The organism is Herbaspirillum sp. Her4, assembly GCF_057961335.1.
The window spans coordinates 3,395,646-3,413,739 of record NZ_CM176330.1 but is presented as its reverse complement, the minus strand read 5'-3'; the positions used below and the strand labels follow the sequence as shown (position 1 = coordinate 3,413,739).

The window sequence follows — 18,094 nt, the reverse complement described above, 5'->3', positions numbered from 1 at the left end:
CCTGGCACCACCGGTTGAAACCGGCCACCGGCGACGCCGGCAGCCTTGAAGCAGGCGCGCCGCAAGGCGCGGCGGAACACCCTCTTAACGCAGGCTGACCAGGGTCTGCAGCACGGTGTCCTGCACCTTGATGGTCTGCGAGTTGGCCTGGTAGACACGCTGGGCCACGATCATGTTGACCAGCTCGGCGGTCAGGTCGACGTTGGAGTCTTCCACCGCACGGGCCTGCAGGGTACCGAAGGTACCGGTGGTCGGCTTGCCCACCAGCGGGCTGCCGGCGGCGGCCGTGGCGGAGTACAGGTTGTTGCCCAGCGGCTGCAGGCCGTTGGGGTTGGCGAAATTGACCAGCACCACGCTGCCCAGATTCTTGGTCTGCTGGTTGCTGTAGGAACCGACGATGGTGCCGTCCTTGTCGATCGAGAAGCTCGACAGGGTGCCCGGCGGCATGCCGTTCTGGCTCTGCGCCAGGTTGACGAAGGCCGAACCGGTCTGGGTCGAGCCGGTGTAGCTCAGCGCAATGGTGCTGGCGAAGTTGCCGCCGGCCTTGGCGATGCCGGGATTGGTGCCAGTAGTGGTCAAGTCGATGGTCATCGCGCCACCCGAAGTCAGTGTCCCGGTCGAGTCGAACACCATTGAACCCAGCTTCAAGGGCGTAGTGCCGCCTGAGGTAGTGGTCAGCGTAGTGCCATCGACGGTGGCATAGACGTCCCACGTGGTCGTGGGCGGCGTGCCGGTCGGCGTGTTCTTGACATAGAAAGTCTGGACGCTATAGGGGTTGCCCAAGCTGTCGTAGATGGTCACACCGGTCGAGTTGTTGTACGAGGTCGGGTCGGTGGCGCTGAAGGTGGTCGTGGTCGGCACGGTCACGCGCGAATCCAGGTTGACCTTGGTGCTGATCGTGGTGGTGGCGGTGGCCGGGATCGAGGAGGTATCAATCTGCAGCCGCACCGGATCGCCACCGGTCACACCGGCTGCATAACCCATCAGGAAGGCCCCGTTCATGCTGGGGTTGACGATGTAGCCGTTCTTGTCGAGCTGGAACTGGCCATTGCGCCCGTACATCGGCGACAGGTCGCTGGAGCTGGCGGCCAACTGGAAGAAACCGTCACCATTGATGGCGATATCCAGCGGGTTGTTGGACGACGTGATATTGCCCTGGGTGAACTGTTGCGCCACATTGGCGACTGTCACACCGATACCGACCGGCGAATTGCCGGAACGGTTCATCGAATTGGCGTACATGTCGGCAAACTGCGTCTGCGACTGCTTGAAACCCACCGTGCTGGCGTTGGCCACGTTATTACCGATGACGTCCAGGCTCTTGGCTGCGCCGTTCAGTCCGCTCAGACCTTGCTGAAAACTCATGAGATATCCCCTTGTTCCGAATGTTGTCGGTAATGACGATTAAAGAATTTGCACGACGTCGGTCGGCTTGATGGTGCCGACATTGGTGACGTTGAGCTTGACGCCGTCCGACGCAGTCGAGACGCTGGAAACGGTACCGAACGACAGGGTCGAAGCGGTGACTGCAGTGCCGTTGTTGGAGGCACTGACGGTGAAGGTGTAATTGCCGTCGGCCACCTTGCCGCCGGTATCGTTGGAGCCGTCCCAGATCACCGGCACCACGCCGGCGGCCTGGGTGCCCAAGTCGGTGGTGTGCACCACGGCGCCCGAGGAATCCTTGATGGTGACCACCACGGACGAGGCGGTACCGGACAGATTCACGCCGAACACCGCCTTCTGGCTGGTGGTTTCCGTACCGCTGGCATCCTTGGTGGTATCGCTGGTCAGCTGGATGCTGTTGCCCGGGGCCAGCACGCTGTGGCCGATCATGTTGGCGGTCGACAGCGCCTGCGAGGAATTGAGGTTGCTCATCAGCGTGGACAGCGAATCGTTCAGCTGGCTGATGCCCGTGACCGTCGACAACTGTGCCATCTGGGTAGTCAGCTGCGAGTTGTCCATCGGGTTGCTGGGGTCCTGGTTCTTCATCTGCGCGATCAACAGCGTCAGGAAGCGGTTCTGGATCGCGTCCGGGCTGTTGTTGTCCAGGCTGGAAGAGCTAGTGGTGGTGGACGAGCTGCTGCTCGTGCCATTCATTGCGGTGAGCAGATCACTGGAGACGATTGCCATGATTCAGGTCCTGGTTATTGGCCGATTATTGGCCGATGGTGAGGGTCTTGACGAGCATGGCCTTGGCCGTGTTCATCGTTTCCACATTGGTCTGGTAAGAGCGGGAGGCCGAGATCATGTTGACCATTTCCTCGACCGGATTGACGTTGGGCATGGCGACGTAGCCATTGCCATCGGCCATGGGATGCTTGGGGTCGTAGACCAGCTTGGGCGGGGCCTGATTCTCGACCACGGCCGCCACTTTCACGCCGCTGTCCTTGACGCTGCCCACCGGAATGGCTTCGAACACCACCTGCTTGGCCTTGTAGGGCGTGCCATCGGGGCTGGTCGCGCTGTCGGCGTTGGCGATGTTGCTGGCCGTGGCGTTGAGGCGCTGTGCCTGGGCGCTCATGGCCGAGCCGGCGACGTTGAAGATGTTGGAAAGAGACATGTTTATCAGCCCGGTTGGATAGCGTTCAGCATGGCCTTGATCTGGCCGTTCACGGAGGTGACGCCGGCTTCGTAGCGGATGCCGTTGTCCAGGAATTCATTGCGCTCCACATCCATATCGACCGTATTGCCGTCCACGCTGCCCTGGGCCGGCGTGCGGTACTGCAAAGCGGTGCCGCCGATGCTGCCCGGACCGTTGTCGGGCGCAGTGCCGGCCACGTGGGTGGCAGCGGTGCGCTCCAGCTGCAGCGGCGGGATCGTGTTGGACTTGCTGTCCAGCGCATTCTTGAGCGCGTCGGCAAAGTTGACGTCACGCGCCTTGTAGTTGGGCGTGTCCGCGTTGGCGATGTTGGACGCCAGCACCTGCTGGCGCTGCGACCGCAGGTTCAGCGCCATCTCGTTGAAACGGAAATAATCGTCGAGCTTAGAGACCATCAGGTCCTCCGGAAGTACCAGCGCCCCCCTGTCCTGCCCGGCCGGTTGCCGGGCCGCTTGCGGACTGCGCCGATGATGGAATTACGTAGGCTTGATCATACGTTCGCACCCCGAACTCTAAGGGGCGATAAAGAGAGAAAAGCCTCCCCTGTTTGCCCTTTTGACCTCGCGCGCGCGACGTACCATGAGTGCCAAGATTCGCCTATGCCCTGCGGGCAAGTTGCACAAAATGAAACACGCTTTCCGCGCCCTGCGCCGCACTTTCGCCGTCCTGTCCTTGCTTGCAGCCGGCCTGGGGGCGACTGCGCCTGCACTCGCCCAGAACGACCCCAACTCCCCCCAAAAGCAGGACTTGCAAGCCTTGCAACAAGTGGCGGAGCAATTCCTGAAAAGCCAGACCTCGGGCCTGCCCGGCAGCGTCACGGTCACCATCGATCCGGCCGATGCACGCCTGACGCTGGCGGCCTGTCTTGAACCGCAAGCCTTCATGCCCAATGGCGGCCGCCTGTTCGGCCGCACCACGGTCGGCATCAAGTGCGTGGCCCCCTCCCCCTGGACCATCTACCTGCGCGCCAACGTGCAGGTGATCTCGGATTACCTGGTCGCCGCGGTCCCGCTGGCCCAGGGCCAGACCATCAGCGCCAGCGACATCACGCGCATTCGCGGCGACATGTCGGCGCTGCCCAGCGGCGTGATCACCGAAGAATCACAGGTCATCGGCCGCGTCGCCAACATGTCGCTGCGCGCCGGTACGCCGCTGCGCCTCGACACCATCCGCAACCAGCGCGTGGTGCAGCAAGGCCAGGCGGTACGAGTCGTATCGATCGGTCCGGGCTTCCAGATTTCCACCGAAGCGCGCGCCCTGACCAATGCCAACGAAGGCCAGATGGCCCAGGCCCGGACGGCGGCCGGCCAGGTGGTGAGCGGGATCGCCAAGGCGGGCGGGATTCTGGAAATCAACTATTGAGCCGGTGGCCGCGGTTTCCCTATTGATATGAAGCAATTGCCCGCAGGGCAAGTCCTGCGCGGAACGCAGCGGATCGCCCGGACAGGAATATGAAGAAAAGTACCCGAATTCAGCTTAATTCAGGTGCGGGAATGTTAAAGTTTGCCCAGAACTGGTCGATAATCCATACGACAGGCGGGTGCGAAGCGCCCCCACCCTACAAGGAATACTGCCGTGAACGTTAACGACGCCCTCAAATCTGCTGCCCTCAACACCGAGCAGACGCAAACGCAGACCCGCAACACGACTGCCGCCAATCCTGCGGGCACCGACCCGGCCGCCACCAAAGCGGCTTCGGACAGCGTGCGCTTGTCCAGCACCTATCAGGCGCTGGAAACCAAGGACACCAAAAACGGCGGTTTCAATGCCGAAAAAGTGGAAAAGCTGAAAGCGGCCATCGCCAACGGCACTTTCCAGATCGATGCCGACAAGATCGCCGACGGCGTGATCGATACTGTCAAGAATCTCATCAGCGCCCGCCCGGCCTGATTCCCGTTTTACCGCTCAGAGGATCTTTCGCATGAATCCGGCCAGCAACCTGTCCCTGGAACACGCCGCGCTGTCGCGCCTGGTGGAAAAACTGAGCCAGGAACAGGCACTGCTGGCGGAAGCCACCGCCGAAGGCCTGACCGACATCATTACCGAAAAGGCCGCTATCGTTGCTGAAATGTCCACGCTGGCCGGCAATCGCCACGCGCTGCTGGGCAGCCTCGGCTACAGTGCAGATGAAAGCGGCATGCAACAGTGGATGAATGAGCAAGCCAGCGACGCTGACCGCGAGATCTGGGCCAGCCTGTTCGAACTGGCGCAGGACGCCAAGGAACTGAACCGCGTCAATGGCCTGCTGATTGGCAAGAAGCTCTCCATCAATCAGAGCGCCCTGACCATCCTGCAAGGCAAGACCGGCACCGGCAATTTCTATGGCCCGGACGGCCAGAACAGCATCCGATCCTCGGGACGCCGTCTAGGCGTGGTATAAGTTTCAGCCGCTTCCCGCTCACGGAAGCACCGCAAGATCGCATCAACAAAAAGCCCGGCATTTGCCGGGCTTTGTCGTTAACGCTTCCTGCGTCCTCTCTCGGATCTGCGCCCTGAAGGCAGGCAGCCTCAGGCCACCCCGCTCCAGGAATGCTCGCGCAGATACGAACGCATGCGCGAGATCGCCTGGCTGTGCAACTGGCACACGCGCGATTCGGAAACGCCCATGACGGCGCCGATTTCCTTGAGGTTCATTTCCTGCTCGTAGTAGAGCGCCATCAGGATCTGCTCACGCTCGGGCAAGGCCTTGATGGAATCCACCACGGCTTCGCGGAAACCGCCATTGATCAGGCTCTGCAGCGGATCATCCTCGCCGTCGCCGGTCTGGTAGCGGTCCAGGAAGTGTTCGTGGCCGCCATCGTCGTCGTGGAAATCTTCGTAATAGATCAACTGGTGGCCGCCGCAGTCGGTCAGCAGCGACTGATACTCGGCCAGGCTGATCTTCATGTGCTGCGCCACTTCCGCTTCTTGCGGCTGGCGGCCCAGTTGCTGCAGCAGGGACTGCATGGCTTCTTCCACCTTGCGCGCATTCTGGCGGATGCTGCGCGGCAGCCAGTCGCTGCTGCGCAGCTCATCCAGCATGGCACCACGGATACGCTGCACGGCGTAGGTCTCGAACTGCGCGCCATGGGTTTCCTCGTAGCGGTTGACGGCGTCGAGCAAGCCCATCATGCCGGCCTGGATCAGGTCGTCCACCTCTACGCTGGGGGGCAGCTTGGCCTTGAGCTGATGCGCCAGTTTCTTGACCAGCGGCGCATGCTGCTCCAGTACGTCGTTCTTGCCCTTTTTTCCCTTGACGTTATACATGCACGTCACACTCCCAGACTGGCGCCGTCGGTGGCCATCCCGTAGCTGCTGCGGGCCGTATCCGGACCGGCGGTGAAGCGCTTGGACAGGCGCTGGAAGGCCAGCGCGGCACCGGCGAAGGGAAACACGTCCATCACCGCCCGCCCCTGTCCGGTGGCGCGGCGAATATGGTCATCCGCCGGAATCGCGCCGATGAAATTGAGCTGCGCCGCCAGGTAGCGGCTGGCCGCTTGGGCCATGTTGGCGTAGACGGTACGGGCTTCGGCTTCGGTGGCATCGTTGACGATGAGACTGAAAGGACGGCGACCGATGCGGTCGCTCAGGCTCTTGAGGAGCACATAGGCCGCCTTGATCGAAGACGCCGTAGTCGAGACCTGGATCACGATCTCACCCATTTCCATGGTCGGCACAGGCAGCGACAGGTCGCGTGCCAGCACGCCATTGACCAGTGTGATCTCGGCCTGCTCGATGAGGCTGTCGAAGATCTCCGCCAGACGGCCGGCATGCGGATCGGTCGCCGAGGGCACGTTGCGGCGGGCGATGCGCGCCATCGAAAAACCTTCCGGCAGGAGCCGTGTGGCTTCCGCCATGGGACGCTCCATGCGCGCTACTTCCTGCAGCGTCGCCACGTCGTGACGCAGGCCGATGCGGGTCAGCAGACCGGTTGTGGCCACGTCGCCATCCACCACCAGCACGCTGTGCTTGGCCTGTGACAGTGACGCCGCCAGATTGATGAGCATGGCACTCTTCTCTTCCTCACCCAGCACCGAGAAGAAGGTGAACAGCCTGGGCACCGGACGCTCCAGCATCCGGCGCAACCCTGCTGCCTGGTCGATATCGTAACTAGCCAAAGCTCACCTCACGCAGTCCCCGGTCATTCATGGACATGGCAGTAGGACCGATCACGCCCGGCAACTCACCTTCCTGGAATTCGAAAGGGGCCGTTTCACGCTTCTGCTTGAAGGCACGGTCGGCGAGATAAAGCTTGTTGGCCACGTGCAGGTCTTCCGGCACGCGCTGGCCATTGGCCACGTAATGCAGGTTGAGCTTGTGGCGGATCACCACATCCAGCACGTTGCCGATGGTGGCGGCTTCGTCCAGCTTGGTGATGATGCAGCCGGCCAGCCCGGAGCTGGAATAGGCATGTACCACTTCATTGAGCGTACCGCCGGTGGCGGTGGCATTGAGGCACAGCAGGCGCTTGATGTCCACGCCGGCACCGGCCAGCATGGCGTCCTGCTCGGCCACCATCTGGTCGCGCTGGCCGACACCGGCGGTATCGATCAGTACGGTGTGCTTGCCCTTGAGCTCTTCCAGGGCGATGCGCAGGTCGGTCTCATCCTTGACCGAGTGCACCATCACACCCAGGATCTTGCCGTAGATGCGCAGTTGTTCGTAACCACCGATACGGTAGCCGTCGGTCGTGATCAGGGCCAGCTTGCCGGAGCCGTGGCGCATCACGCAGCGCGCCGCCAGCTTGGCGGTGGTGGTGGTCTTGCCAACGCCAGTGGGGCCGACCAGCGCGAAGACGCCGCCGTTTTCCAGCAGTTCGTTTTCGTTGGCCAGGGTATTGAGATTGCGCGCCAGCACCGACTTGACCCAGAACATGATGTCCTGCGACTTGGAGTTGGCAGGCAGGTTTTCGGTGATCAGGCGCGACAGGCTGGCCGAGAAGCCGGCCGCCAGCATTTCCTTCAGTACCACGCCCTTGAGCGGATCGCGTTTCTGCGTACCGCCCCAGGAAATCTCGGCCAGCTGGGTTTCCAGCACGCCGCGCATGGAGCGGATCTCGCTCATGACTTCGGAAAGGATTTCGTCGTAGTCCTTGCCATCGAATTCAGGCAGGGCCGAACGTGGACGCTGGTCATGTTCACCAGATTCCTGCGCCTGCTGGGCCGAGGCCGGACGGCCACCGGCCTCCTGCTCCGCACGGCGGCTGCGCCAGACGCGGGCATCGCTGGCCGGAGCAGCTTCCACCGGGCGCGCAGGCGCGCGGCCGTGGGCCGGCTGGTCCAGCAATGGCGCATGCTCGGGGCGCGCGGCGCGGGGCGGCTGCTGGGCCAGCGGCGACGACAGCAGCGCCGGACGCTTGGCCTGCTGTGCGTTCGGCGCACCGGACTGCTGCTGCAGCGAGGCCGCCTGCGGGCGAGCATTGGGGTCGCGCGCGCCGGTCGGGGCCACCAGGGTGGTCATGTCCTCGTTGGCCATGGCCAGGATCTCCACCCCATCAGGAATATTGCGGTTGGAGAGAATGACGGCATCCGGGCCAAGCGCCTCGCGCACCTGACGCCAGGCCTCGCGAGAAGAATTGGCGATAAATTTCTTGACGTTCATGCTTGCCCTCCAACTAGGCTGGTAACTTTAATCGTTTTCGACTCGGGTACTTCAGCGTGCGACAGCACGCGCAACTGCGGCATGGCGCGGCGCAGGAAGCGCGCCAGCAAGGTCCGCAGCGGTGCGCCGACCAGCAACACGGGCGACAGGCCCATCTGCTCCTGGCGCTGCGCCGCCATTTCGGTCTGCTGCACCAGCGAATCGGCCAGGCCCGGCTCGATGCCGCCGGTGTCGCCACTGGCCTGCAGTGCCTGCATGAGCAGGCGTTCGAGCTTGGAATCGAGGGCCATGACGGCCAGCTCGCTCTCGCCCGGGAAAATCTGTTGCACGATGGCGCGTCCCAGCGCAATCCGTACAATCGCCGTCAGGTCGGTCGGATCCTGAATGCGGGCGGCGTGTTCGGCCAATGTTTCGATGATAGTGCGCATATCGCGGATATGCACGCCTTCCAGCAAGAGGTTCTGCAAGACCTTCTGCAGCGTGCCCAGCGGCAGCATCTTGGGCACCAGGTCTTCCACCAGCTTGGGGGCTTCCTTGGCCAGGTGATCCAGCAGGCTCTGCACTTCCTGGCGGCCCAGCAGCTCGGCCGCGTGCGTGGTGATGAGGTGATTCAGGTGCGTCGCCACCACGGTACCGGCATCGACCACGGTGTAACCCATGGTGGAAGCCTGTTCGCGCAGGCTGCTGTCGATCCACACGGCCGGCAGGCCGAAAGCGGGATCGGAGGTCATCATCCCTGGCAGCGGACCAGTCACCATGCCCGGATTGATGGCCAGGTACTGGCCGGCATGCGCCTCGCCGTTGCCCACTTCCACACCCTTCAGGGTGATGCGGTAGGCCGACGGCTTCAGTTCCAGGTTGTCGCGGATGTGAATCGGCGGCGACAGGAAACCGACTTCCTGGGCGAATTTCTTGCGGATGCCCTTGATGCGCTTGAGCAGTTCGCCACCCTGCCCCTTGTCCACCAGCGGGATGAGACGATAGCCGACTTCCAGGCCCAGGGTATCGACCGGCATGACGTCGTTCCAGGTCGCCTCTTCCGCTTCCGAGGGCGCAGCTGCGGCGGCAGCGGCCTGCGGAGTGGCCGTGGCGGCTTCGGCCTTGGCCGTTTGCACCCGCTTGCTGATGGCGTAGGCACCGCCGGCCATGGCCGCAGCCAGCAGCAGGAAGGCGATGTGCGGCATACCCGGGATCAGGCCCATGCCGCCGATGATGACGGCGGTAATGTAGAGCACTTCCGGCTTGGCGAAGAGCTGGTTGATCAGCTGCCCGCCGACGTCCTGGTCGTTGGCCACGCGCGAGACCACCACACCGGCGGCGGTCGAGATGATCAGCGAAGGAATCTGCGCCACCAGGCCGTCACCGATGGCCAGCAGCGTATAGTTCTTCAGCGCGGCATCGAAGGCCAGGTCATGCTGCACCATGCCCACCACCAGGCCGCCGACGATGTTGACCACCGTCACGATGATGCCGGCCACGGCATCGCCGCGCACGTACTTGGAGGCACCGTCCATGGCCCCGTAGAACTCGGATTCCTGCGCCACTTCCTTGCGGCGGGCGCGGGCTTCGGGTTCACCGATCATGCCGGCGTTGAGGTCGGCGTCGATCGCCATCTGCTTGCCGGGCATGGCGTCCAGGGTGAAGCGCGCGCCCACTTCGGCGATACGGCCGGCACCCTTGGTCACCACCATGAAGTTGATGATGGTCAGGATCACGAACACCACGATACCAACGGTGTAGTTGCCGCCGATCAGGAAGTGGCCGAAGGCTTCGATCACCTTGCCGGCCGCATCCGGACCGGTGTGGCCTTCGGTCAGCACCACCCGGGTGGAGGCCACGTTCAGTGACAGGCGCAGCATGGTCGACACCAGCAGCACCGCCGGGAAGGCGATGAAGTCCAGCGGCTTGACGGTGTACAGCGCAGTCATCAGCACGATCACCGACAGCGAGATGTTGAAGCTGAACAGCAGATCCAGCATGAAAGCCGGCAGCGGCAGCACCATCATCGCCAGCATCATGACGATCAGGATCGGGGCCGCCAGCGCCCGGCCGCTCTTGAGCGGGACCCAGGCCGGGATTTTCATGGTATTGAGTTTGGTTGCCATCGTTACTGCCTGTTTCTATTCTTGGGGCCGCGAGGCTTCTTGGGCGCAGTGGCCGGATCAAGGTCCTTGGGCACGTTCAGTTCGGTCGGTTCCACCGGACGGTTGCCGCCGAACTGACCGAAGGTACGCAACTGGAACACGTAGGCCAGCACTTCGGCCACGGCGGTGTAGAGCGCTTCGGGAATCTCGTCGCCGATCTCGGTATGGGCGTGCAGCGCACGTGCCAGCGGCGGCGCTTCCAGCAACGGCACCTTGTGCTCGCGTGCCAGTTCGCGAATCTTGGCGGCGACGTCGTCGGCGCCCTTGGCCACCACCTTGGGCGCGCCCATCTTGCCTTCGGTGTACTTCAGGGCGACCGCGAAGTGGGTCGGGTTGGTCACCACCACATCGGCGGTCGGCACTTCGGCCATCATGCGGCGGCGGGCCATGGCGCGCTGCATCGCGCGAATCTTGCCCTTGATGTGCGGATCGCCTTCGGATTCCTTGTGTTCCTGCTTGACCTCTTCGCGCGTCATGCGCAGCTTGCGGCCGTAATTCCAGATCTGGTAAGGCACGTCCAGCGCCGCGATCAGGATCAGCGCCGAGACCATGGTGATGAAGCTGATCCACAGCAGCTGCGCGGCATGTGAACCGGCGGTCTTGAGCGATTCCACGCCCAGGCCCATGACGGCATCGAGCTGGCTGCGGATGGCGATCCAGGCCACGGTACCGACCAGCAGCGTCTTGAGCACCGCCTTGCCCAGTTCGACCAGGGAATTGATCGAGAACATGTTGGCGAAGCCGCTGATGGGATTGAGCTTGCTGAATTTGGGCGCCAGCGAATCGACGTTGAACAGCCAGCCGCCCAGCATCAGCGGCGCGGCCATGGCGGCCAGGGTCATCAGGAAGGCCAGCGGGATCATGGAAACGGCCACATCCAGCATATGGGCACTGAGCATGTCGAACAGCAGCACCGGGTCGAAGGCGGCCGCCCGTTCGAAGGTCAGGGTCGCCACCATGATGCGATCCAGGGCGGTCACTACGGGGCCGCTGAAAAGCCAGACACAGCTGCCGCCGACCAGCAGCATCAAGGTCGTGGCCAATTCGCGCGAACGCGGGACATCCCCCTGCTCACGGGCACGCTCAATGCGTTTGCCCGTGGCGGGTTCGGTCCGCTCCATGTCGCTGTCTTCGGCCATCCGCCGTATCCCCCTGCTAAACCGCTTTTCCGCCAGCGCCGGCGCTGGACGGATTTGTAGAACAATAGGCTAGGATTATTGGCGAGCGGCCGCCCGGATCATCAGGGGAATAGGGGCGAAAAGGTCCCCCATTTCGGACTAGGCAAAACCGCAAGGGTCTGCCTTGGACAAAACGCTGCGTATCGGGCCGTCAAAATATGAAGAAAGTCAAGCTGGACGGGCACTTGCGGCCACCCGCCCGGCCTGAAAAGCCCGCCCGGCGTGGCGTAGCGGCCACATCAAGACAAAACGCTCCGGACTTGCCTGATTGGCAAGTGCCGAAGCGTCTGTCCGGGTCGGGAGATGCGGAGAAAGCGGCTTCAGAAGCCCAGACTCTCCAGCAGGTCGTCCACCTGCCCCTGGTTGGCGATGACATCCTTGCCGGCAGGATCGATCTGGGGACCGTTGAGCAGTCCCGTATCCTCGCGCTTGGTCTCGGTGGGCGCGTAGTCCACCAGCAGCTGCACCAGTTGCGATTCCAGGTCGTGCGCCAGCTTGGTGACGCGCTTGATGACCTGGCCGGTCAGATCCTGGAAGTCCTGCGCCATCATGATGTCCAGCAGTTGCTGCTTGGTGACGCTGCTGTCTTCGCTGGTTTGGGCCAGGAAGGCGGAGGTCTTCGCCGCCAGCGCGCGGACATCGGCTTCGGCAAAACTGGCGGTAGCAGCCGCATCCCATTGCGCCTTGAGCTCGCTGGCACCTTCATTGATGCGCTCCTGCAGCGGGCTCGCCAGTTCGGTAGCGTTGAGCACGCGCTGGGCGGCCTGTTCGGTCATGCGGGCCACGTATTCCAGGCGGTCACGGGCGTCCGGCATGTCGCTGGCGGCTTTTTCCAGCAGCCGGTCGAAGCCCAGGCCGCGCAAGCTGTCGTGCAGGTTGCGCGTCATGTGGCCGATACGGACCAGCACCTCGTCGTTGACCCCGGTGCCCTCGGCGGAGGGCGTGCGAGCAGGATGGGCGGCGTTGTCCACCTCAGCCACCTGCGGCCATTTTTTCGAAGATCTTGCCCAGCTTTTCATCCAGCGTCGCCGCGGTGAAAGGCTTGACCACGTAGCCATTGGCACCGGCCTGGGCGGCGGCGACGATATTTTCCTTCTTGGCTTCGGCCGTCACCATCAGCACGGGCAGCTTGGACAGGGCCGGATCCTTGCGGATTTCCTGCAGCATGGTCAGGCCATCCATGTTGGGCATGTTCCAGTCGGAGACGACGAAGTCGAACTGGTCGCTGCGCAGTTTCTGCAGCGCCTGCACGCCGTCTTCGGCCTCGTCCACGTTGGTGTAGCCCAATTCCTTGAGCAGGTTGCGCACGATGCGGCGCATGGTCGAAAAGTCATCGACGACTAAGAACTTGGTATTGGGACCCGACATGCTAAGACTCCATCTGAACAATTGAATTCTTGATGATCGGCAAGTTGCGCAACGAACTTGAACCGACCTCTCTTTTTTACCTCAGCACGGGCGGGAGAGCCCATGCTGCCTCTTATCTGCAACGCATTGTAGTGCAGCAAAACAAAATTGGCAGAACAATAAGCGCTGAAAAACGCTTCATACGCGCAATGCGCGGCTTCCGTGTTCCGCCAGCCACGCCAGAACCCTGCCAGGCATGGCCTGCAGCGACAACACTTCGTGGGCGGCGCCGATGGCGATGGCCTCGCGCGGCATGCCGAAGACCACGCACGACGCTTCATCCTGGGCAAAGTTGTAGGCACCGGCATTGCGCATTTCCAGCATGCCCTGTGCGCCATCCTTGCCCATCCCGGTCAGGATCACGCCCACCGCGTTCTTGCCGGCGCAGGTAGCGGCCGACTGGAACAGCACGTCCACCGAGGGACGATGGCGGTTCACCGGCGGCCCCTGGTCGAGCTGGGTCATGTAGTTGGCACCGCTGCGCACCAGCTTCAGGTGCGAGTGGCCGGGCGCGATGTAGGCATGGCCCGGCAGCACGCGTTCGTTACCGGCCGATTCCACCACCGAGATCTTGCACAGGTTGTTGAGGCGCTGGGCGAAGGAGCGCGTAAAGCCTTCCGGCATGTGCTGGGTGATCAGGATGCCCGGGCAATCCGAGGGCATGCGGATCAGGAATTCCTTGATGGCTTCAGTGCCGCCCGTGGAAGCTCCGATGATGATCAGTTTTTCACTACTGGTGAGCGGATTGCGGATCTGCGGCAGGGCCTCGCCGGGCGTGGCGGCCTGCTCGGCAGCGCGCGACGGGCGGGCGCGCACGCGTGCCTTGGCGGCGGCACGGATCTTGTCGGCGATCATGTCGGCATATTCCTGCATGCCGCTCTGGATCGAGATCTTGGGCTTGGTCACGAAATCGATCGCGCCCAGCTCCAACGCCCGCAGGGTGATTTCGGAACCGCGTTCGGTCAGCGAGGACACCATCACCACCGGCATGGGACGCAGGCGCATCAGCTTTTCGAGGAAATCCAGGCCATCCATGCGCGGCATTTCCACGTCCAGCGTCAGCACGTCCGGGTTGGTCTGCTTGATCAGCTCGCGGGCAATGATCGGGTCCGGCGCCACGCCGACCACTTCCATGTCCGGCTGGCTGCCGATGATCTCGCGCATCACGCTGCGGATCAGTGCCGAATCGTCGACGATAAGAACTTTAATTTTCATCACTCAATCACTCAATCACTCAAACTCAATGTTGCAGGTTGCCCTGAGATGGGTCGGGTGTCGTCCACCCTGCCCCATCAGAACAGATCCACCTCGCCGCCGACCGGCTTGGTGACCAGCTTGCTGGCGTAGGCTTTTTCGCGGTTCACCAGGGTGTCGTTGTGCATCTGCTTCAGCTTCTTGACCAGCACCTTGCCGGTACGCGGGAAGAAGTACACCTTGCGCGGATAAATGTCATTGAGGTCTTCGGCGACCACGCGGATGCCTTCGGCCTTCAGATAGCGCCGCACGAATTCGGCATTGCGCTCGCCCACGTTGATGGCCGAGAAGCCGCGCAGCACGTTGCCGCCGCCGAACACCTTAGCCTCCAGGTTCTCGCGCCGCGCGCCGGACTTGAGCACTTCGTTGATCAGCACTTCCATGGCATAGGTGCCATAGCGCGCCGAGGCCGACACCGGGCTGCCATCGTCGCCGCCGCCATCGGGCAGCATGAAGTGATTCATGCCGCCGATGCCGGAGACGCGGTCACGGATGCAGGCCGAGACGCAGGAGCCCAGCACGGTGACGATCATCATGTCCTTGCTGGTGAAGTAGTACTCGCCCGGCAGGATCTTGGCCGCATCGCAATCGAAAGTGCGGTCGTAGTAGAGATTGGTGGCAATCTGCTCCGAGGCGTGGCTCATGGCTTAGCCCTCGCGACGCGCTGGTTGGCATTGAGCTCATAGACCGTCTTGCCCTTGAGCTTGAGGGCGTCGGAGACATACAGGAAGTTCTCCGAGTGGCCGGCGAACAGCAAGGCGTGAGGCTTCATCAAGGGTACGAATCGGGACAGGATCTTGCTCTGGGTAGGTTTGTCGAAATAGATCATCACGTTGCGGCAGAAGATCACGTCGAACTGGCCGCTGAGAGGCCAGCCATCGCCCAGCAGGTTCAGTTGCTTGAAGGTGATCAGCTTGCGCAATTCGGGACGCACGCGCACGTAGCCTTCATGGCTGCCCTTGCCGCGCAGGAAGAACTTCTTGACGCGCTCGGGCGACATCTTCTCGATGCGCTCCATGGGATAGACGCCATTGGCACCGGTAGCGAGCACGTTGGTATCGATGTCGGTGGCCACGATCTGTACGGGCGGCGTCATCGAGCCATAGGCTTCACAGGCGGTCATGGCGATGGTGTAGGGTTCTTCTCCGGTGGAGGCAGCCGAACACCAGATGGTCGCGGGTTCCTTCAGGGTCTTGAGGAAGTCGGCGAGGATGGGGAAATGGTGCGCCTCGCGGAAGAACGAGGTGAGGTTGGTGGTCAGCGCATTGGTGAAGGCTTCCCACTCTTCGGAGTCGTGGGTGCGCTCCAGCATGTCCAGGTATTGCTGGAAGGAAGTGATGCCGGTGGCGCGCAGGCGTCGCGCGAGGCGACTGTAAACCATTTCCTGCTTGCTGTCGGCCAATGCGATGCCGGCCCGCTGGTAGATCAGGCCACGCACTCGCTCGAAATCACGGCTGTTGAAATCGAACTCCTTGCCGGATGATTCGCCCTTGCCTGGTACCGTCGGCTTCACTGTCTTCCCTTCCCTGGCGCAGCGCACGTCGCGGCGCTGCTTGCTATCTGTCGCCCGCCCCATCTGGGCGGACATCCCCTTGGCGCATAATCTATCAGCCGCCTGGCGGGGTCAAGCGAATCAGCCTTGGAAATGAAACGGTTTTACCCCCCTATTGCGACAAGTCAATCGGGGGCAGCCGTGCATAGACTTCTCAATCCTTGGAAATCCTCACGGAAAACGTGGGACGGAGCGCCCGGGCAACTGCGCCGGGCCGAGGCTGGCACTGCCACAGCCAAACGCCGCAGGCGCCATCCCGGGAGCCTATACCGGTGCGTGACTGGAACGATAACCCACCCGGAAGCCGCCCCAGTGCTTGCCGTTCACGTAGATCGGCACCGACAGGTCGTGCATGACTTCGCCAGTGTCGCGCTTGTAGGTCTGCAGGAGGAAGGGCCTGGTATTGGATCCACAGCGCTTGCCGGTGCGGTCGCTGAAGATGCGTTTGGTGCGGTTGTTGACCAGATCGGTGTCGTAGTCGCCGGTCAGGGGCTGGGAGAACTTCTTGTTGTGGGTCGGGAAGTAGCCGTTGTTGTCCACTGCACCCGCGTAGGCCAGTTGCGGCATGCTGGCCAGCAGCGCTTCCTGGATCGCTGGCAGCACCCGATCGGTAAAGCCGTCGAACTGGCTGGAATGCTTCTGCGGCGAGGTGTTGGGGATAGGCTTGTAAGTACGGTCGAAAAGAGCCGCCTCACTGATCTGGCCGGAACGGATCGCGGTCTCGAACAGCTTGCCTACGGCCTGCGCCGCACCCGTGGCGGCGACACGGATATCGTCGTGTCCGCTGCGGGCGCCGCCATCGATGATGGCTTCGAACACCGCTTCGGCACGCTCTGACAACAACATGGCGGACGCCGCCACGCGCGGCAGTTCCTGATCGGTGTGCAGCATGCCGTTGCGGATGTCGGTGATGGCCTCGGCGATCTCCTGCGTGGTCTGCACGTGTTCGCGCGAGGCCACCGCGATCTCCTCGATCTGCTCCTGCGACTGGCTGGAAGAGCGTTCGATGCTGTTGAGCAGGCCGTGTACCTTCTCCACATTCTGGGCCGCCTCCAGCACCCGGCTGCTGAGCGAATTCATGCCGGTCGCCGCGCGCTCGGCTTCTTCGGTGATGGCCCGCACCATCACGCCGATATCATCCGTGGCTTCCTTGGTCCGCTGGGCCAGCTGGCGCACTTCGCCCGCCACCACGGCAAACCCGCGCCCCTGCTCACCAGCGCGCGCCGCCTCGATGGCGGCGTTCAGGGCCAGCAGGTTGGTGCGGGCCGCGATCTCGCTGATGACTTCGGTGATGCCGTGGATGCGGCGCGACTTTTCCTGCAGCTGCGCCATCATCGAAGAGGCTGACAAGGCATCCGTGCGGGCCTGCCCGATCTGCTGCAGTCCGCGATCCACTTCAGAGCGGCCGCTGACACTCTCGGTACGCACCTCCGCCGCGATGGCCGAGGCGCGCTCGGCATTGGCGGCAATCTGTTCAGTGGTAGCGGCGTTCTGCTCGGCACTGGCCGCGATGCGGTCGGCGGCGACGACGTCCTTGCTGATCTTGGTCTTGATGGTATCGACAAAGAAGGAGGTCTCCGCCGCCCCGATCATGATGTGATCGATCTCGCCGCTGATCTTGTCGACCAGTTGTCCTTCTCCGGGCTGTGCGCGCCGCTGCGCCAGGGCAAACCCGGCCAGCCCCAGCACCACGGCCACACCGCTGCAGCCTGGCGCGCTCAGCCATTGCGCGGCACCGGCCGCATGCAAGGCCAAGGCCCCTGCCCCGCCCAGCACCAAGCCCGCTACCCAGGGCAATCCACCCGTCCATGCCCGGGCGGATGCACCGGCTCCCTTGTTCTTCCCCATCCTTGTCTCCTCGCGGATTTTCCGCTTTTCTTCACCTGATCCACTACAGGTTTGAGTGCGGACGAAACACGCCGCATTGTCCAGAGGCTATAGCGGCCAGCTTACGCGTAACTGAATGAACAACGCTTCATATAGCCATATTGCCACAGCACAAGAGCGCCGGTACCCCTGCCCCAAGGCCAATTGCACTTGTCCAGCGCAATGAAGCTATAATCCCCTCCTTTAATAGGATAGGGGGGTATGGTATATGGCCCATCTCACACAACAGACGGATGCCCTGCTCAAGCGCGTGCGTCGCATCGGCGGCCAGGTGCAGGCACTGGAACGCGCACTGGAAGGCGAAGCCGACTGTGCCAAGACCTTGCATCTGGCGGCAGCCATCCGTGGCGCCGTGCATGGCCTGATGGACGAGCTGATCGAAGCGCATGCGCGGGAACACGTGGCCGCCCCCGGCCTGACCGATGAACAACGCCAACAGGGACTGGAAGAAGTCCTGGAGGCAATTCGGCGCTATGCCAAATGAAGTCCAAGG

At 62.8% G+C, this 18,094-nt stretch carries 19 protein-coding genes; 4 read left to right on the top strand and 15 right to left on the bottom strand.

Going from position 1 to position 18,094, the window contains the following annotated elements; genetic code table 11:
* Positions 1-84 precede the first annotated feature (84 nt).
* The 4 genes from flgE to flgB are packed head-to-tail and all read right to left on the bottom strand — an operon-like array spanning position 85 to position 2,994.
* Positions 85-1,365 carry a flagellar hook protein FlgE gene (gene flgE / locus ACWFUC_RS15465; RefSeq protein ID WP_259434917.1) on the bottom strand — a complete coding sequence of 427 codons (1,281 nt, stop codon included), beginning with the start codon at positions 1,363-1,365 and terminating at the stop codon, positions 85-87.
* 39 nt (positions 1,366-1,404) lie between these two features.
* Positions 1,405-2,130, bottom strand: coding sequence for a flagellar hook assembly protein FlgD (locus tag ACWFUC_RS15460; protein ID WP_489625354.1), 726 nt, complete (start codon positions 2,128-2,130; stop codon positions 1,405-1,407).
* Positions 2,131-2,155: 25 nt separating this feature from the next.
* Positions 2,156-2,560: a flagellar basal body rod protein FlgC gene (gene flgC / locus ACWFUC_RS15455; protein ID WP_034329665.1), complete on the bottom strand. Its 405-nt coding sequence runs from the start codon at positions 2,558-2,560 to the stop codon at positions 2,156-2,158.
* A gap of 5 nt (positions 2,561-2,565) precedes the next feature.
* The gene (flgB, locus tag ACWFUC_RS15450) at positions 2,566-2,994 is read right to left on the bottom strand and encodes a flagellar basal body rod protein FlgB (protein ID WP_039788493.1); all 429 of its coding nucleotides are present in this window, start codon (positions 2,992-2,994) and stop codon (positions 2,566-2,568) included.
* 229 nt (positions 2,995-3,223) lie between these two features.
* Between flgB and flgA the strand changes: the two genes are divergently transcribed.
* The 3 genes from flgA (at position 3,224) to ACWFUC_RS15435 (ending at position 4,979) form a co-directional block, all read left to right on the top strand.
* Complete coding sequence (gene flgA, locus ACWFUC_RS15445; protein ID WP_227022625.1) at positions 3,224-3,961, top strand: flagellar basal body P-ring formation chaperone FlgA; 738 nt, start codon at positions 3,224-3,226, stop codon at positions 3,959-3,961.
* Between the two features lie 213 nt (positions 3,962-4,174).
* The gene (flgM, locus tag ACWFUC_RS15440; RefSeq protein WP_039788497.1) at positions 4,175-4,489 is read left to right on the top strand and encodes a flagellar biosynthesis anti-sigma factor FlgM; all 315 of its coding nucleotides are present in this window, start codon (positions 4,175-4,177) and stop codon (positions 4,487-4,489) included.
* Between the two features lie 31 nt (positions 4,490-4,520).
* Positions 4,521-4,979: a flagella synthesis protein FlgN gene (locus ACWFUC_RS15435; protein ID WP_134222202.1), complete on the top strand. Its 459-nt coding sequence runs from the start codon at positions 4,521-4,523 to the stop codon at positions 4,977-4,979.
* 128 nt (positions 4,980-5,107) lie between these two features.
* Here the strand turns inward: ACWFUC_RS15435 and ACWFUC_RS15430 are convergent, their stop codons facing one another.
* The 11 genes from ACWFUC_RS15430 to ACWFUC_RS15380 form a co-directional block, all read right to left on the bottom strand.
* Positions 5,108-5,845: an RNA polymerase sigma factor FliA gene (locus ACWFUC_RS15430; RefSeq protein ID WP_039788499.1), complete on the bottom strand. Its 738-nt coding sequence runs from the start codon at positions 5,843-5,845 to the stop codon at positions 5,108-5,110.
* A gap of 5 nt (positions 5,846-5,850) precedes the next feature.
* Positions 5,851-6,654: a MinD/ParA family ATP-binding protein gene (locus ACWFUC_RS15425; RefSeq protein ID WP_489625545.1), complete on the bottom strand. Its 804-nt coding sequence runs from the start codon at positions 6,652-6,654 to the stop codon at positions 5,851-5,853.
* Between the two features lie 34 nt (positions 6,655-6,688).
* Entirely contained in the window at positions 6,689-8,179 is a 1,491-nt protein-coding gene (gene flhF / locus ACWFUC_RS15420; protein ID WP_489625352.1) for a flagellar biosynthesis GTPase FlhF, read from the bottom strand.
* Positions 8,176-10,284 carry a flagellar biosynthesis protein FlhA gene (gene flhA, locus ACWFUC_RS15415; RefSeq protein WP_489625351.1) on the bottom strand — a complete coding sequence of 703 codons (2,109 nt, stop codon included), beginning with the start codon at positions 10,282-10,284 and terminating at the stop codon, positions 8,176-8,178. Before flhA ends, flhF begins: the two co-directional genes overlap by 4 nt.
* A 2-nt stretch (positions 10,285-10,286) precedes the next feature.
* Positions 10,287-11,462 carry a flagellar biosynthesis protein FlhB gene (flhB, locus tag ACWFUC_RS15410; RefSeq protein WP_489625350.1) on the bottom strand — a complete coding sequence of 392 codons (1,176 nt, stop codon included), beginning with the start codon at positions 11,460-11,462 and terminating at the stop codon, positions 10,287-10,289.
* 359 nt (positions 11,463-11,821) lie between these two features.
* Entirely contained in the window at positions 11,822-12,481 is a 660-nt protein-coding gene (gene cheZ, locus ACWFUC_RS15405) for a protein phosphatase CheZ (protein WP_489625349.1), read from the bottom strand.
* Entirely contained in the window at positions 12,474-12,869 is a 396-nt protein-coding gene (cheY, locus tag ACWFUC_RS15400) for a chemotaxis response regulator CheY (protein ID WP_006712751.1), read from the bottom strand. The genes cheZ and cheY overlap by 8 nt, the downstream gene beginning before the upstream one ends.
* 177 nt (positions 12,870-13,046) lie before the next feature.
* Positions 13,047-14,123 carry a protein-glutamate methylesterase/protein-glutamine glutaminase gene (locus ACWFUC_RS15395; RefSeq protein ID WP_039876336.1) on the bottom strand — a complete coding sequence of 359 codons (1,077 nt, stop codon included), beginning with the start codon at positions 14,121-14,123 and terminating at the stop codon, positions 13,047-13,049.
* Between the two features lie 77 nt (positions 14,124-14,200).
* On the bottom strand, positions 14,201-14,806 hold the full coding sequence (gene cheD / locus ACWFUC_RS15390; protein ID WP_088753731.1) for a chemoreceptor glutamine deamidase CheD: 606 nt from the start codon (positions 14,804-14,806) through the stop codon (positions 14,201-14,203).
* Positions 14,803-15,675, bottom strand: a complete 873-nt coding sequence (locus tag ACWFUC_RS15385; RefSeq protein WP_034329518.1) for a CheR family methyltransferase — start codon at positions 15,673-15,675, stop codon at positions 14,803-14,805. Before ACWFUC_RS15385 ends, cheD begins: the two co-directional genes overlap by 4 nt.
* 303 nt (positions 15,676-15,978) lie before the next feature.
* Positions 15,979-17,562 carry a methyl-accepting chemotaxis protein gene (locus tag ACWFUC_RS15380; RefSeq protein ID WP_402706806.1) on the bottom strand — a complete coding sequence of 528 codons (1,584 nt, stop codon included), beginning with the start codon at positions 17,560-17,562 and terminating at the stop codon, positions 15,979-15,981.
* A gap of 247 nt (positions 17,563-17,809) precedes the next feature.
* On the opposite strand from ACWFUC_RS15380, the gene ACWFUC_RS15375 reads away from it, so the two are divergent.
* Positions 17,810-18,085 carry a metal/formaldehyde-sensitive transcriptional repressor gene (locus tag ACWFUC_RS15375; RefSeq protein WP_034330055.1) on the top strand — a complete coding sequence of 92 codons (276 nt, stop codon included), beginning with the start codon at positions 17,810-17,812 and terminating at the stop codon, positions 18,083-18,085.
* Positions 18,086-18,094 lie beyond the last annotated feature (9 nt).